General features: G+C 67.0%; 12 protein-coding genes. 6 read left to right on the top strand and 6 right to left on the bottom strand.

Features of this window, described 5'->3' with window-relative positions; genetic code table 11:
• The first annotated feature begins 51 nt into the window (after positions 1 to 51).
• Positions 52 to 993, top strand: a complete 942-nt coding sequence (locus E3T29_RS09760; RefSeq protein ID WP_134345269.1) for an aldose 1-epimerase family protein — start codon at positions 52 to 54, stop codon at positions 991 to 993.
• Here E3T29_RS09760 and E3T29_RS09755 read toward each other — a convergent pair.
• Entirely contained in the window at positions 990 to 1886 is an 897-nt protein-coding gene (locus E3T29_RS09755; RefSeq protein ID WP_134345268.1) for a LysR family transcriptional regulator, read from the bottom strand. The genes E3T29_RS09760 and E3T29_RS09755 overlap by 4 nt on opposite strands.
• A gap of 72 nt (positions 1887 to 1958) precedes the next feature.
• Here E3T29_RS09755 and E3T29_RS09750 point away from each other — a divergent pair, with 72 nt between their 5' ends.
• Entirely contained in the window at positions 1959 to 2882 is a 924-nt protein-coding gene (locus E3T29_RS09750) for a DMT family transporter (RefSeq protein ID WP_134345267.1), read from the top strand.
• A gap of 162 nt (positions 2883 to 3044) precedes the next feature.
• Here E3T29_RS09750 and E3T29_RS09745 read toward each other — a convergent pair whose 3' ends face one another.
• Together E3T29_RS09745 and E3T29_RS09740 are read right to left on the bottom strand one after the other, a co-directional pair.
• Positions 3045 to 4550: an APC family permease gene (locus E3T29_RS09745; protein WP_134345266.1), complete on the bottom strand. Its 1506-nt coding sequence runs from the start codon at positions 4548 to 4550 to the stop codon at positions 3045 to 3047.
• 205 nt (positions 4551 to 4755) lie between these two features.
• On the bottom strand, positions 4756 to 5721 hold the full coding sequence (locus tag E3T29_RS09740; RefSeq protein WP_134345381.1) for a helix-turn-helix domain-containing protein: 966 nt from the start codon (positions 5719 to 5721) through the stop codon (positions 4756 to 4758).
• A 245-nt stretch (positions 5722 to 5966) separates the two neighbouring features.
• On the opposite strand from E3T29_RS09740, the gene E3T29_RS09735 reads away from it, so the two are divergent.
• A complete protein-coding gene (locus E3T29_RS09735; RefSeq protein ID WP_134345265.1) occupies positions 5967 to 6185 on the top strand; it encodes a hypothetical protein in 219 nt (72 codons plus the stop codon).
• Positions 6186 to 6312: 127 nt separating this feature from the next.
• Here the strand turns inward: E3T29_RS09735 and E3T29_RS09730 are convergent, their stop codons facing one another.
• A complete protein-coding gene (locus tag E3T29_RS09730; RefSeq protein ID WP_092339247.1) occupies positions 6313 to 6909 on the bottom strand; it encodes a TetR/AcrR family transcriptional regulator in 597 nt (198 codons plus the stop codon).
• A 162-nt stretch (positions 6910 to 7071) separates the two neighbouring features.
• On the opposite strand from E3T29_RS09730, the gene E3T29_RS09725 reads away from it, so the two are divergent.
• Positions 7072 to 8985: a primary-amine oxidase gene (locus tag E3T29_RS09725; RefSeq protein ID WP_134345264.1), complete on the top strand. Its 1914-nt coding sequence runs from the start codon at positions 7072 to 7074 to the stop codon at positions 8983 to 8985.
• A 116-nt stretch (positions 8986 to 9101) separates the two neighbouring features.
• On the opposite strand, the gene E3T29_RS09720 is transcribed toward E3T29_RS09725, so the two are convergent.
• Complete coding sequence (locus tag E3T29_RS09720; protein ID WP_241987748.1) at positions 9102 to 11270, bottom strand: HAD-IC family P-type ATPase; 2169 nt, start codon at positions 11268 to 11270, stop codon at positions 9102 to 9104.
• Between the two features lie 186 nt (positions 11271 to 11456).
• Positions 11457 to 11933: a DUF305 domain-containing protein gene (locus E3T29_RS09715; RefSeq protein WP_241987747.1), complete on the bottom strand. Its 477-nt coding sequence runs from the start codon at positions 11931 to 11933 to the stop codon at positions 11457 to 11459.
• Between the two features lie 83 nt (positions 11934 to 12016).
• On the opposite strand from E3T29_RS09715, the gene E3T29_RS09710 reads away from it, so the two are divergent.
• Entirely contained in the window at positions 12017 to 13354 is a 1338-nt protein-coding gene (locus E3T29_RS09710; protein WP_134345262.1) for a DUF445 domain-containing protein, read from the top strand.
• A 50-nt stretch (positions 13355 to 13404) separates the two neighbouring features.
• The gene (locus E3T29_RS09705) at positions 13405 to 14631 is read left to right on the top strand and encodes a GAF domain-containing protein (RefSeq protein WP_134345261.1); all 1227 of its coding nucleotides are present in this window, start codon (positions 13405 to 13407) and stop codon (positions 14629 to 14631) included.
• Positions 14632 to 14666 lie beyond the last annotated feature (35 nt).

Below are 14666 nucleotides of genomic sequence, written 5' to 3'. Positions count from 1 at the left end.
GAGCTATATCGCGTCGGGCATGCCCGGCCCCGCCCGCAATACACTGAACGGATGCGTGCACCCACCGGAATCCAGTATGAGTTGACCCGCGAAACCCCGAGCGGCCCCGCTCGCGCCGTCGTGACCGAGGTCGCGGCGGGACTGCGCGCATATTCCGTAAATGGCATAGACGTGGTGGAGACCTTCGACGAGTCAGTGCAACCGCCGATGGCGGCCGGAATTGTGCTCGTGCCCTGGCCCAATCGCATTCGTGACGGCAAATGGACTCAGAACGGAATCACCCGCCAGCTCGCTCTCACTGAGCCGGCCAAGCAGAACGCCAGCCACGGGCTGCTGCGCTTCGCGCCGTACCGGGAGGTATCGCGCACTACAGACACGGTAACCCTGGCGGCGACGGTCTTTCCACAGTCCGGCTACCCATTTCACCTTGAGACCGAGGTGACCTACGCGCTCACTTCCAGCGGGCTCGAGGTCACGCATCGGGTGCGCAACGTGGGAGCGGAGCCCGCGCCGGTCGCCGTGGGGGCGCATCCGTTTTTGAAGATCGGAGACGTGCCCACGGGCGACCTCATCGTGCGCGTGGATGCCGCGACCCACCTCGACGTCGACGACCGCCTCAACCCTGTCGGTGAAACCCCGGTAGACGGCACCCGGTTCGACCTGCGCGCGGGCGCCCGGGTCGGCGACCTCGACCTCGACGACGGCTTCGGCGGCGTCGGAGTCGGTGCCGAACATACCCTCACCGCGTCGGATGGCCGAAGCCTCACCCTCTGGGGCGATGCCAATATGCGCTACGTACAGGTCTTCACGCCGCGCATCTTTCCGGTCACGCAGGGTGCGGGCGAGCCGGTGCGCGGCCTCGCGATCGCGATCGAGCCGATGACCGCTCCCGCCGATGCGTTCAACTCCGGGGCCGGCCTGCACTGGGTAGAGCCGGGGGAGCAGTGGATCGTGCGCTGGGGCATCCGTCATGACGGGTTTGAGCTGCGTTAACGCTGCCCGGCCACGTCGACGAGTTCGGCCAGTACCCTGCGCACCGAGGCGCGGGCGAGCGTTTCCGGGCGACTCAACACGTCGATCTGCCGCCCCACAGTGAGGCCCCGAAACGGCACGAGCACGACTCCGTCGCCCTGTCGCGGCGCCATTGTGTAGCGCGGCAGCAGTGCAATGGCCGCCCCGGTCGCGACAACCGACGTCGCCACGAAGAACTCGTTGATCCGATGCACGATGCGCAGCGGCTGACCGGCCGCCGCCGCGACCACGTTCACCGCCTCGGCGAGCGGAAACCCAACGTGACCGGTGACCCACGGCTCGTCTCGAATATCGTCGAGGGTGAGCGATACCTTTACGGCCAGCGGATGCCCGACCGGCACGGCCACATCCAGCGGCTCGAACAGTAACGGCGTGACCGCGACGGTATTCGGCCAGGCCGGATCGTGCGGCACCCGGTGCGCAATCACCAGGTCATAGTCGGCGACGAGCGCCGCAAAACGCTCCCGCGGCACATCCTCGTCGCCGCAGCCCACGGTCGGGCCGCCACTCAAGTGCATTCGGTTCAGCAGCGGGCCGAACCAGGCCAGCCCCGCACTGTGGAACGCGCTCACGGTCACCGGCAGGCCGGGGTCGTTTTGAAACCGGGCCACGGCCTCGTCGGCCCGGGCCATCGCGGTCGAGACGTCGGCGGCGGCGCTCGCCAGGGCGACGCCGGCAGGGGTCAGCCGGAGCACCCGTCCGTGTTTCTCGGTGAGCTTGACGCCGGCACGTTGCTCGAGGGCGCTGAGCTGCTGCGAGACCGCCGACGACGACACGTGCAGGGCGCGGGCCACAGCGGCGACGCTTCCGCGCTCGCCGAGCTCCCGCAGTACGGCAAGCTGGCGCAATTCCATAAGCTCAGGCTAAAGCATCCGTTTATAAAATGGTGTCTAGACTTAACGAATGCCGCCGCGCACCATTACCTTATGACTTCCGTTCTGACCCGCCGTACTCTGCTGCCGCACCTGGGACGCTACCGCGTCGACCTCGTGCTGCTGCTCGTGGCCTTGGTCTGGGGTGGCAGTTACCTGAGCGCAAAGATGCTGACCGAGCAGGCGAGCGTGTCAGCCGTGCTCGCGCTGCGCTTTCTGGTCGCGGCGCTGGCCCTCGTGATCGTCTGGGTCGTGCGGCGCGAACGCCTTCCGACCCGGCGGGCGCTCGGGGTGGGCTTGCTGCTCGGGGCCACCCAGGCGAGCATCCTCTGGCTCGAGACCCAGGGCGTGGCATTCACCTCCGCCACGAACGCCGGGCTCATCATCAGCCTCACGATCATCATGACCCCGGTACTCGAGTCGGTGGCGGCCCGCCGCTGGCTGCCGCGCCCCTTCTTCGTGGCGGCGGTGCTCGCGGTCGTGGGGGTAGCGCTGCTCGTCTCCGGCAACGGATTCGCGCAGCCGAACGTGGGCGACCTGCTCATTCTCGCGGCGGCGGTCGTGCGCTCCCTGCACGTCACCATGATGGGCCACCTCGTTCGGGGCCGCAGCGACAGCACCATCACTCTGACCCTGCTGCAGGCGCTGGTCGGGGCGGCGGTCTTCACCGCGTTCGATCTTCCCGGCCTCGTCACCGCCGTCACCACCTTCAACCTGGCCGCCTGGATCGGCGTGCTCTACCTCGGCCTGGCCTGCAGCGTGTTCGCGTTTCTCGCGCAGATGTGGGCGATTCGCCGCACGTCGGCGGCCCGGGCCAGCCTGCTCATGGGAACCGAGCCAATTTGGGCGGTGCTCGTGGGAGTGTCGCTCGGCAGCGAAACCCTCGGCCTGATCGGCGCCGCCGGGGCCGCGCTCATCATCGTCGGTACGTTCTGGGGCCAGCGCATCGAGGCGGGTCACCGCCTGCGCGTCGGGTAGGCGTCCGCTGGGGGTGGCGGAAGAATGCCACGTCTGTATGCCGACCCGTCCGATTCGCGGGACACCTCGCGCACGGCTCGGCGCGCGGCCAGGAATCCGTTCCATCAACGACGAGTGCCTGCGGCTCGAAGGCCGCAGGCACTCACCAAGTGGATGTCGCAGCTAGGACAGCACGTCCCGCACCAGATCATCGTTCTCGTGGTTGCGCAGCCGGGAGAAGATATAGCCGCCGATCAGCAACGCGAACGGCAGAGCCACGAGCACCCAGCCGATGGTGCTGAGGCCCCAGGAGGTGGTGGTCGGGTCAACGCCGTCGGCCACGGTGCCGGCGAGCAGTCCGAAGTGGCTCATCAGCAGGTATTCGCCGAGCAGCAGGCCGAACGTGGCGAGAACCGGGGCGATCACCGTCTGGAAGATATTCTCGGTGCCCTTGTTGCGGCGAAAATACGCGATGATCGCGATGCTGACCAGAATCTCGATAAGTACGATGGCGATCACCGAGAGCCCGCTGAACCAGTAGAACAGGTTGAGTACCGGGTCGAGCTGGAACACCGCGAACACCACGAGCACGACGCCGGTGATGACGGACGTGACGAGCGACGCCGTGCTCGGCGCGCCGCGACCGTTGACCGTGCTGAGCGGCCCCGGCAGCGCGCCGCCGCGGCCGAGCGCGAACAGGTAGCGGCTCGCGGCGTTTTGAAAGGCGAGCAGCCCGGCGAACAGGCTCGACAGCACGAGGATGCCCATGAGCGTCGCCATCCACGGGCCCACGTATTGGGTCGCGAGTGCGAACAGCACTGCGGCCGGGTCTGCCAAAGGAACGCCCGCGACGGTCGAGAGTTCGACGGTCTTCTCAACCACGGTCGATGCGCCCATGCCGGTCACCATAGCGAAGGCGGTCAGGCCGAACAGAACGGTGATGACGACGACGGCGAGGTAGGTGGCGCGGGGAACGACGGTCTTCGGGTCCTTGGATTCTTCGCCGTAGATGGCGGTGGCCTCGAAGCCAATGAAGGAGGCGAAGGCGAACGCGAAGGCGATGCCGGCCGAGCCGGCCAGGCCGCCGGCAACGATGGCGGCGGGGTTGAACGAGGCCCAGAAGTTGATTCCTTCCGGCCCGCCGTCGAGCAGGATGGCGACCGCGGTGACCACGAGCGCGGTCAGTTCGAGCAGCATGAGCACGCCGAGCACCTTGGCGCCGACGTCGACGCTGAGCAGGGAGAGCAGGGTCACGATGCCCCAGGAAATGAGCGACCAGGCCCACCAAGGGAGCACGCCCACCTGGCCGGCCATGAGGGCGCCGAAGAATCCGTAGATGGCCAGCTGCACGGCGAGGTAGGCGAGAATCGACACGAACGCCGATGCGGTACCGAGGTGGCGGCCGAGGCCGCGGCCAATGTAGGCGAAGAACGCACCGGCATTGGTGACGCGCTGGCTCATCGCGGCGTAGCCGACGCTGAACACCAGCAGGGTGAGTCCGACAGCCACGTAGGCGCCGGGGGCCGCTGCGCCGTTACCGAGCACGATCGCCACGGGTACCGCGCCGGTCATGCCCACGAGAGGGGCCGCCGCCGCGACCACGAAGAAGACGATGCCGAGAACGCCGAGTCGGCCCTTGTGCAGGGCCGTTTCCGGTGCTGTCGCCTGGTCGGGTTTGGTCTGGGTCATGGCTACTCCTCGTTGAGTAAGAGGTCGGGTGCGCAAAACGGATGCACGCTGCATCCGCTTCACCTGTGGCTATCAGCGTGGCAATCTCTGGGCCAAACCGTTTGCCATTTGCGGCACCGCAGTTGTCGAATTGCGCATGCTGTGACGGTTGCCTGCCGTCGAGGCGCACGCCGACGAAGCGTGCCGCGCGACCGCGAAAGCGGGCTCAGACGCGACGGTAGGTGCTCGGCGTTTCGCCGAAAGCCGTGCGAAAGATGCGACTGAAGTGCGCGGCGTCGACGAAGCCCCAGCGAGCGGCGATGGTGCCCACCGAGCGGTCACCAAGAATGGGGTCGCGCAGGTCGCGGCGGCAGTGCTCCAGCCGGCGGGTGCGGATCCAGCTCGCCACGGTGCTGTCGGCCTCGTGAAAAACGTTGTGCAGGTGCCGGGTCGAGATGAAGTGGACGTTCGCGATGCTCGCCGGGCACAGCTCCGGGTCGCCCAGGTGGGCATCCACATACGAGCGGATGCGCCCCAGCAGGTCGCCGTGCGCCCCCGCCACCGGGTCGCGGCGCAGGTTCAGTTCGCTCTCGAACATGGTCGCGATCAGGTCGACGGCGTTGTAGGCGAGGCGGTGCCCACTCGCGCCGGAAAGCACGTCGAGGTTTTCCGCGAGCTGCACCATGAAAGGGCTGATCAGGCGGCCGAGTCCGGCGTCGCCGGGCAGCCGCACGGCGGTGAGCTGGCCCACCGAATCGGCCGGCAGGTCGAGTACGTCGTGCGGAAACATGAGCACGAGGGTGCGAAAGTCCTTCTCGAACTCGAGCGTGTATGGCCGGTTGGTGTCGTACACGGCCAGGTCGCCGGGGCGCAGGGTGGCCTCGCGGTTGTCCTGCACGAGCAAGCCGGTGCCGGTCAGTTGCAGGTTCAGCTTGAAATACTGTCGAGTGGATGCCGCGATCAGCGACGGTGTGCGAATCACCTGGTGCCCGATGGCGGTGACCTCGACGATGGAGAGCTCGTCGAGCACGCGCGAGCGCAAGGTGCCGTGAAAGCTACGGGAGGCACTGCGCACCTCGAGCGGAACGAATGACTGCGACACGAGGGTGCGCCACTGCGAGAAGGAGTCGGCGATGGCGCACTCCACTCGGTCGGTCGGGGCGGTCAGCGGAACGGTGTCCTCGGGTGGCATGGTGCTCGTGCCTGCGGCGCCCGTTACCGAGTTCACAACCGTCATCGTCACGAGCAGCTCCTTCGCCGGGTCCTGACCAGATCGGCCCTCGGGGGGCGTTTCATGATCGTCTGGAGCTAATGTAGTCCTGCAGGGCTCCATTGTCATTCTTTTTTCGACACTCGGCGAAAATAGATCTGCACGCAGATCGACGGAACTGGCTAGTATCCGGAGAGTGATTGACCGGTCGCGAGTGGAGCGAAAAAATGGATGACGATGCTCGCTTGGCCGCTGCTCAGCTGATCCGTAATCGAGTCGGGTGGGTATCTCTGGCCGCCGGCGCCCTGTTCGCCGTGTTCGGCGTGGTCTTCGACCAGGGCGCACTCCTGGCGTTGTCGGCTGCCTGCGGTTCCGCTTTCCTGTGGACTCTGCTCCCGGTGCGGGTCTCTCGGTCCCAATCGAAGGATGACGCGCCCACACAGTGAGCCTGGCCCGTCGTTGGCGCTGCCAACGGCTGCGCGCGCGGCTGACCGTTTCGGGCGCTCTCATGAGCGTCGGGCGCGCCCATCCGCTTGCGCGGGCAGCTTGTGGCAATCCGAGCAACCCAGGGCGCTAGTCCCCGGTCGAAAGCAGGTGCAGGTAGCCGTCGAGCTGGGCCACGAGCTGTTCCGGGGCGTGCTCGTCGGGGGAGAGCGCAGCGGTGATCTGCGCGCCGAGCAGCACGTTCAGGAGGTGACCCACGACATCCGTGTCGGTAAGAGCCGTGTGCATCTCGCCGGCTGCGCGTGCCTCGGCCAGGTGCCCGAGCAACGCAAGGCGCCACTGCAGCATCGACTCATCGTGCAGCTGCGCCTTGGCCGCATTGGTCAGCGCCTTCTGCCAGAACGGAATCACGATGCGCGCCTCGCTCACACGCGTCTCATCGAGCGGAAGAATTTCGTGACAGAAGGCGCGCACGGCGGCGAGCCCGGTCAGGCCAGCGGCCCCGCGCTCGATGCGCAGGTTGGTCTGGCTGAACACGTGCCCGAAGGCGAAGGTGAGCAGGTCGTCCTTGGTGCCGAAATAGGGTTTGAGTGCGCCGTTGGCGAAGCCGGCCTCGGTGGCGATCTCGCGCAGGGTCGCGCCCTCGATGCCGTGCCGGGCGATGATGCGCCAGGTGGCATTGACCAGCTCGACGCGACGCTGGTCGTGATCGACGACTTTCGGCATTGGCCCTCTTCTGGTGGTGCCGGTTAGAGCTGGGAGCATCAGCTTGTCAGAAAGATTCTTGAAAGGCTTGCCAGCAGCAGCGCTGACCATTTATATTCTACAACCATAGGAAATAAATCCCCGGAGCTGCAACCGCCGGGCCGAACCAGGAAATGAGACGCAATGCTCACCGCCGAGACTGCCGACATCGTCACCGACTTCGCACTTCCCACCGCGCAGGAACTGCAAACCGTGCGCACGATCCTGGCCGACGCCGGCCTGTTCGGCGACAGTATTCGGGTTGCCTATCTCGGCCTGCTCGACCCGCCGCGAGGTGCCACCGAGATCAATCGTCGCTTTCGGGTCTTTCTGCACGACGTGTCCGGCGCAGCCCCCACCGACGTGATCGTCTCGGCGACCCACGGCACCGTCGAGTCCCGCGTCACCCTCGACACCGCGCTCACCGGTGAACTGCCCGTGCTCGAGGAAGAATTCGGCGCCGTCGAAGACCTCCTCACAACGGATGCCCGCTGGCTCGCCGCACTCGCAGCCCGCGGCCTCGACGTGGCCACCGTGCGCGTCGCTCCCCTCTCCGCGGGGGTGTTCGAATACCCGAACGAGAAGGGCCACCGCATTCTGCGCGGCCTCGCCTTCGTGCAGAACTTTCCGGAGGACAGCGCCTGGGCCCACCCGATCGACGGCCTCGTCGCCTACGTCGACATCGTCGCGAAGACCGTAGACCAGGTGCTCGATTTCGGCGTCGTTCCCATCCCCGCCGAACACGGCAACTTCACCGATCCCGCCCTCACCGGCCCGCTGCGCGAAACGCTCAAGCCGATCAGTATCACCCAGCCCGATGGCGTGAGCTTTACCGTCGCCGGCGGCAACCACATCGAGTGGGAGAAATGGAGCCTCGACGTGGGTTTCGACGTGCGCGAGGGCGTCGTGCTGCATAACATCGGCTTTCGCGACGGCGCGAAGACACGCTCCATCATCCGTCGTGCGTCGATCGCGGAGATGGTCGTGCCCTATGGCGATCCGGCCCCCGTGCGGTCCTGGCAGAACTACTTCGACACCGGCGAATACCTCGTCGGCCAGTACGCCAACTCGCTCGAACTCGGCTGCGACTGCCTCGGCGAGATTACCTACCTGAGCCCGGTCATCACCGACGGCTTCGGCAACCCGCGCGAGATTCGCAACGGTATCTGCATGCACGAAGAGGACTGGAGCATCCTCGCCAAGCACAGCGACCTGTGGAGCGGCATCGAATACACCCGCCGCAACCGCCGCTTCGTCATCAGCTTCTTCACCACCGTCGGCAACTACGACTACGGCTTCTACTGGTACCTCTACCTCAACGGCACCATCGAATTCGAGGCGAAGGCCACCGGCGTCGTCTTCACGAGCGCCTACGCCGGCAAGGGCTATCCCTACGCCTCCGAAATCGCTCCCGGTCTCGGCGCCCCCTTTCACCAGCACCTGTTCAGCGCCCGCCTCGACATGGCCCTCGACGGCGACACCAACCGGGTCGAAGAAGAAGACGTCGTGCGCGTTCCGATAGGCCCCGGCAACGAGCGCGGCAACGCCTTCACCCGCCAGCGCACCGTGCTCGCCACCGAGCTCGAGGGCGTCAGACATGCGGATGCCGCCATCGGCCGCACCTGGCACGTCTCCAACCCCAATTCCCTCAATCGCCTCGGCGAACCCGTCGCGTACAAGCTGCACCCGCAGGGGCTGCCCGTGCTGCTGGCCGACCCGGAGTCGTCGGTGGCCCAGCGCGCGGCGTTCGCCACCAAGGGCCTCTGGGTCACCCGCTTCGCCGAAGACGAACGCTATCCCACCGGTGACTTCGTCAACCAGCACGCCGGCGGCGCCGGGCTGCCCGCCTACATTGCGGCCGACCGAGCGATCGACGGCGAGGATATCGTGCTCTGGCACACCTTCGGCCTCACCCACTTTCCGCGGGTCGAGGACTGGCCGATCATGCCGGTCGACACCGTGGGCTTCAAGCTGCGCCCCGACGGCTTCTTCGACCGCAGCCCCGTGCTGGACGTCCCCGCTAACGTGCCCCCGGCATCCGGTGGTCACTGCCACTGACCCGTGTCGCGCACGTCGCATTGCGGACGGGGCCCAGGCCCCGTCCAGGGGCCCAGTTTATAAACTGGGCCCCTGACCATAAGGTGGGCCCGGTGAGCGGATGCGTCAGCGCGGCGCTACCGCGCCTGCACACTCGCCCCCGGCCTGAGGTCGAGACGGCGCAGCAACTGGGCGTTCAGCGCCACGACCACGGTCGACACCGACATGAGCAGCGCCCCGATCTCCATCGGCAGCACGAACCCGATCGGCGCGAGCACCCCGGCAGCGAGCGGAACCGACAGCAGGTTGTAGCCGGCCGCCCACCACAGGTTCTGCTTCATCTTGCGGTAGCTCGCCCGCGACAACTCGATCACCGAGAGCACCGAACGCGGGTCGTCGCTCGCGAGAATGACGCCGGCCGATGCGATCGCCACGTCGGTTCCGGCGCCGATCGCGATGCCGACATCGGCCTGCGCGAGCGCTGGGGCATCGTTCACCCCGTCGCCGACCATGGCCACGCGGCGGCCCTCGTGTTGCAGCTCGGCTACCTTGCGCGCCTTGTCTTCCGGATGCACCCCCGCGAACACCCGGTCGATGCCGAGCTCGGCGGCCACGGACTGGGCGACCGCTTCGGCGTCGCCGGTGATCATCACCACCTCGATATCCAGCCGGTGCAGCGCGTCCACGGCCTGCCGCGACTCCTCGCGAATCTCGTCGGCCAGACCGATCGCGCCCACGACCACGCCATCGCGCAGCACGTGCAGAATGATCGCGCCCTGACGCTGCCAGACCACGGTCTCAGGCAGCGGCCGGGCCCCGTGCTCGTCGAGCATGCTCGGACCGCCGACGCTCACGCTGTGCCCGTCGACCAGACCGGTCACCCCGACCGCCGCGGCAGTGTGAAACTCGGTCGCGCGCGGCACGGTCAGCTCGCGGTTTCGCGCCGCCGTGACGATAGCACGGGCAAGCGGATGCTCGCTGTCACCCTCCACGGCCGCCGCCCACGCGAGAACGTCGTCGGCGGTGATCGGTGTCGAGACCGATCGTGAAGTGGCGGCTGAATCCGAACCCGAAGCAGAACCCCGGGCCGACGTGCCCGCCTCGACCGAACCCGGGCCAGCCGAACCTGCGTCAGTCTGCGCGGCCTGAGCCGTGGCATCCGCTTCGCTGCTCGCGACCTGGTCGGCAACAGCAACGTGACTGACCGTGGGCTCGCCCTTGGTGAGCGTACCGGTCTTGTCGAACAGCACCGACGTGACCTGGCGCATGCTCTCGAGGGCCAGGCGATCCTTGATCAGCACGCCGCCCTTCGCGGCGCGTTCGGTCGCGATCGACACCACGAGCGGAATCGCCAGCCCGAGCGCGTGCGGGCAGGCGATGACGAGCACGGTGATGGTGCGCACGACGGCATCCTGCGGCTGGCCGAGCGCGGTCCAGACGATGGCGGTGAGCACGCCGGCGCCGAGCGCGAACCAGAACAGCCAGCCAGCCGCGCGATCGGCGATGCGCTGCGCCCTCGACGACGAGTTCTGCGCCTCGCTGACCAGGCGCTGGATTCCGGCCAGCGCCGTGTCGTCGCCGACCGCCGTGACCCGCACGCGCAGGGCGGAATCGGTCGCGACCGTGCCGGCCACGACCTGGTCGCCGACCGAGCGCTGAACCGGCCGCGATTCGCCGGTGATCATCGATTCGTCGACGTCGGCCGTTCCCTCGGTGACTTGGCCGTCGGCCGGCACCCGCCCGCCCGGACGCACCACGACGAGGTCACCGAGCACCAGATCGCTCGGCGAGATCAAGACGATCTCGTCGCCGTCGACCAGCTCGGCCTCATCGGGCAGCAGGGCGGCGAGCGATTCCAGGGCAGTGGATGTCTGCGCCAGCGACCGCATTTCGATCCAGTGGCCGAGCAGCATGATCACAATCAGCAGGGCCAGTTCCCACCAGAAGTCGAGCTCGCCGTCGATGAGGCCGAGACTCGCGCCCCAGGAGGCGAGGAACGCGACCGTGATCGCGAGCGCGATCAGCAGCATCATGCCGGGTTTACGGGCCTTCAGCTCGCTGACCGCGCCGGTGAGGAAGGGGCGGCCGCCCCAGACGTACATGACGGTGCCGAGCACGGGAGAGATCCACATGATCCCCACGAAATCGGGCAGGGCATAGCCGGCCAGCATAGAGAACATGTGGCTGAACCCCACGACGGGCACCGCGATGATGAGCATGGTCCAGAACAGGCGCCGGAACTGCCCGACATGGTCGCTGTGGCCGGCGTGGTTCATGGCGCCGTGGTCCATCCCTGAGTGTTTCATCTCTGCGTGGTCCGTACCGCCTTGCGTTGCGGGTGCGTTGTGCTTCAAATCAGGCCGGGTCATTTCATTCCTCAGTGCTCAAAGCGGTGATGTATACCCCCCAAGGGTATACCCGTTGGTGAATTCACGCATCTGTTCTGTTCACTGTCGCAGGTTATAGGACCGGCGACAGCGAACAGCGGGTCACTAGCGTGCGGCGAGCAGGTCGTTCATCACGGCGATCTCGCCGGTCTGCGAGCTCACGATCGCCTCGGCCAGGGCGAGCGCGTCGGCGTTCTCCCCATCGTTCAGCTCGGCCCCGGCCATCGCGATCGCGCCCTCGTGGTGCATGATCATCTGGGTCAGGTAGAGCGCTCCGGCATCCGCTCCCGAGGCGTCCTGCAGCTCCATCATGTCGTCGTCGCTCATCATGCCGCCGGTGCCGTGGTCCATCCCGGTCATGCCGTCCTCGGTGGCATCCCAGTCGCTGAGCCAGCCCTGCATCGTTTCGATCTCGGGCGCCTGCGCGGCCTTGATCTGTGTCGCCAGATCGACGACGTCCTGGTCGACGCCGTCTTTGGCGAGCAGGTCATCGCTCATCTCAACGGCCTGTTCGTGGTGCGGAATCATCAGCTGCGCGAACATCACGTCGTCACTGTTGAAAGCGGATGCCGCCACACCCACGCACGAACACCTCGGGCACGGCCTCGAACACGCCGCGCCCAAATGTGCACCCGCGCAGCCCCGCAATCGGGCAGGCTTGAGCCATGGCGCAGAGCAGAACCCCGGGCAACGAACAAGTCGCCCCCGACCCGACCTCGGGCTCGACAACAGAAACCGCGTCCCCCGCAGAATCTCCGAACGACCAGGCACGCCGTACCGCCCTGAGAAGCATGAAGCGCCTCGCGGCCGGGCTGCTCGCCCTCATGGCCGTCATCTTCACGGTGTCGTTCGCCCTGCAGGAGAGCTACCCCTGGCTCGAATACGTACGCGCCGCCGCCGAGGGTGGCATGGTCGGCGCGATCGCGGACTGGTTCGCCGTGACCGCCCTGTTTCGCTACCCGCTGGGGCTAAAAATCCCGCACACCAACATCATCGCCAACCGCAAAGACGAGATCGGTGCGAGTCTCGGCGAATTCGTTGAGACCAATTTTCTTTCCGAAACCGTCATTCGCGGCAAGCTCGAATCCATGCAGCCGTCCCGCCGCCTCGGCGCCTGGCTCACCACTACATCCAACGCCGAACGCCTCACCGACGAGCTCGCCGTCGCCGGCCAGGGCCTGCTCAACCTGCTCGGGGACGACGCCATCAAGAACCTCATTGAATCCGTCGCGCGCGAACACTTGGTGAAGCCCGAGTGGGGCCCGAGCCTGGGAAAGGTGGGGGAGCGCCTCGTCACGAGCGGGCAGCAGCACGCGGCCGTCGACCTGCTGCTCGACCGCGCCGACGGCTGGTTGCGCGCCCACCCCGAGGCGTTCGGGCGCGTGGTGTCGCAGCGGCTGCCGACGTGGCTGCCCGGCTTCGTCGACAAACTCGTCGACGACAAGGCCTACCGGGAGGTGCTTGCGTTTGTGGCGTCCGCGCGAAACGACCGCAGGCATCCGGTGCGCAAAGCCCTCGACGAGTACCTCAGCGAGGTCATGCACGACCTGCAATATGAATCAGCCATGATCGCCAAAGTCGAAAATCTCAAGGACGAGATTCTCGACAATGCCAAGCTGCGGGAGTTCGCCGGCGACACCTGGGAGGCCGTCAAAGCGTCGCTCATCGAGGCATTGAGCGACCCGACGAGCGCGCTGCGGGTCGGCATCCGCTCGACGCTGAGCGACGTCGGCGAGAGACTCACAACGGATGGCGCCCTCGGCTCCCGCATCGACCGCTGGCTCGCCGACACAGCCAGTTACGTCGTCGCCAACTACCGGCACGAGATCGCCGGAGTGATCACCGAAACCGTGGAGCGCTGGCCCGCCGAAGAGACGGCCGCGAAGATCGAATTGCAGGTGGGCCGCGACCTGCAATTCATCCGCATCAACGGAACCGTGGTCGGCGCCCTCGCTGGTCTGGCCATTTTCACGCTCGCGCACGCGGTGGCCGCGCTGTTTTGAATCGCTTTCGACCCTGATGCGGGGGAGACTGGTCAGAACGAAAGGCTCCAATGCACGACCTCACCCGGTGGGCGCTCCGCCCCCTGATACGAGTGTGGACGGCGTCAGCCGAGCGCCAAGACCGCCACTTGCCCCGACCGAGCGACGCACCGCAGGCCCACGCCGCTGGAATCGACAGCGACCGGGTGCTCATTCTTGGCGGCGGACCGGCCGTTGGGTGGGGTGTGCTCAGCCACCAGCTCGCCCTGCCCGGCTGGCTGGCCCGCGAACTATCGACCCGTACCGGCCGCGGCGTGGACATCGACCTTCTGTCCAGCCGTACCATGACCGCCGTGAACGCGCTCACCACCCTGGCCGACACCCGGCTCGGCCGCTTCGACGCCGTCGTCGTCACACTCGGCGTCAATGAAGCGCTCGATCTCACCAGCGTTACCGAATGGCGCGACCGTTTGGCGGCCCTGCTCGCGGTGCTGGAACGTGAGACTTCACGCAGCACGACCATCTTCGTGCTCGGAATTCCGCCCATTCGCAGCATTGAGATCTTCAAGGGCCCACTCGCCCTCATCGCGGATTGGTCAGCCACCGACCTCAATGCCGTGAGCGAGCGGCTCGCCGCCGACGCGCCGCGCACCACGTTCGTGCCGTTCTCGCCCACGGCGACGCTCTCTCCAGACCGGCACCGCACCCCCGACGACTATCGCCGCTGGGCCGTGCTCCTGGCTGAGGCCATGTCCGACAACTTGGATTCAGCACGGGTCGGCATCACCGACCACCCTTCGACACCCCAATCGGATGCCGCCGGCCAGGAACGCGCGCGCCAGGCGGCCGTCGACGCTCTCGCCATTGTCGACACCCCGCCGGAGGCCCGATTCGACCGGCTGGTCGTACTCGCCCAACGCCTCTTCGACACCGAATCTGCCCTGATCAGCATCATTGATCACGACCGACAGTGGCACAAAGCCCGAGTGGGGCTGGACGCGCCGGAATTGCCCCGCTCCGGCTCGTTCTGCGCGATCACCATTGACGGCGACGGGCCGCTCATTATCGAGGATGCCCGCAGTGACGCCCGGTTCAGCGACAACCCGCTCGTGCAGGGTGATCCGCTCATTCGCTTCTACGCTGGTTTTCCCATTGAGTCGCCCTCAGGGGAGCGCATCGGCACCCTGTGCGTGTTTGACTCGCAACCCCGCTCGGCCGCCGACGTCGACCAGGTGCTGCTGCGGGAGCTCGCGCTGCTGGTGCAGCGGGAGCTGCGGGTAGGGCCGCGGAAGGGGTAGCAAGCAGGCCATCTCTCGGGGCAATACGGGTAGGC

This window comes from Cryobacterium sp. TMT1-66-1 (genome assembly GCF_004403435.1).
GTDB classification, from domain to species: Bacteria; Actinomycetota; Actinomycetes; order Actinomycetales; family Microbacteriaceae; genus Cryobacterium; species Cryobacterium flavum.
This window is presented reverse-complemented; position numbering and strand designations above follow the sequence as displayed.

Excerpts from the sequence above, each read along its gene's own strand:
- E3T29_RS09740 (WP_134345381.1), bottom strand. The coding sequence starts at position 5,721 with ATGCCACCCGAGGACACCGTTCCGCTGACCGCCCCGACCGACCGAGTG.
- E3T29_RS09705 (WP_134345261.1), top strand. The coding sequence starts at position 13,405 with ATGCACGACCTCACCCGGTGGGCGCTCCGCCCCCTGATACGAGTGTGG.
- E3T29_RS09745 (WP_134345266.1), bottom strand. The coding sequence starts at position 4,550 with ATGACCCAGACCAAACCCGACCAGGCGACAGCACCGGAAACGGCCCTG.
- E3T29_RS09755 (WP_134345268.1), bottom strand. The coding sequence starts at position 1,886 with ATGGAATTGCGCCAGCTTGCCGTACTGCGGGAGCTCGGCGAGCGCGGA.
- E3T29_RS09725 (WP_134345264.1), top strand. The coding sequence starts at position 7,072 with ATGCTCACCGCCGAGACTGCCGACATCGTCACCGACTTCGCACTTCCC.
- E3T29_RS09710 (WP_134345262.1), top strand. The coding sequence starts at position 12,017 with ATGGCGCAGAGCAGAACCCCGGGCAACGAACAAGTCGCCCCCGACCCG.
- E3T29_RS09760 (WP_134345269.1), top strand. The coding sequence starts at position 52 with ATGCGTGCACCCACCGGAATCCAGTATGAGTTGACCCGCGAAACCCCG.
- E3T29_RS09720 (WP_241987748.1), bottom strand. The coding sequence starts at position 11,270 with ATGAAACACTCAGGGATGGACCACGGCGCCATGAACCACGCCGGCCAC.
- E3T29_RS09750 (WP_134345267.1), top strand. The coding sequence starts at position 1,959 with ATGACTTCCGTTCTGACCCGCCGTACTCTGCTGCCGCACCTGGGACGC.
- E3T29_RS09730 (WP_092339247.1), bottom strand. The coding sequence starts at position 6,909 with ATGCCGAAAGTCGTCGATCACGACCAGCGTCGCGTCGAGCTGGTCAAT.
- E3T29_RS09735 (WP_134345265.1), top strand. The coding sequence starts at position 5,967 with ATGGATGACGATGCTCGCTTGGCCGCTGCTCAGCTGATCCGTAATCGA.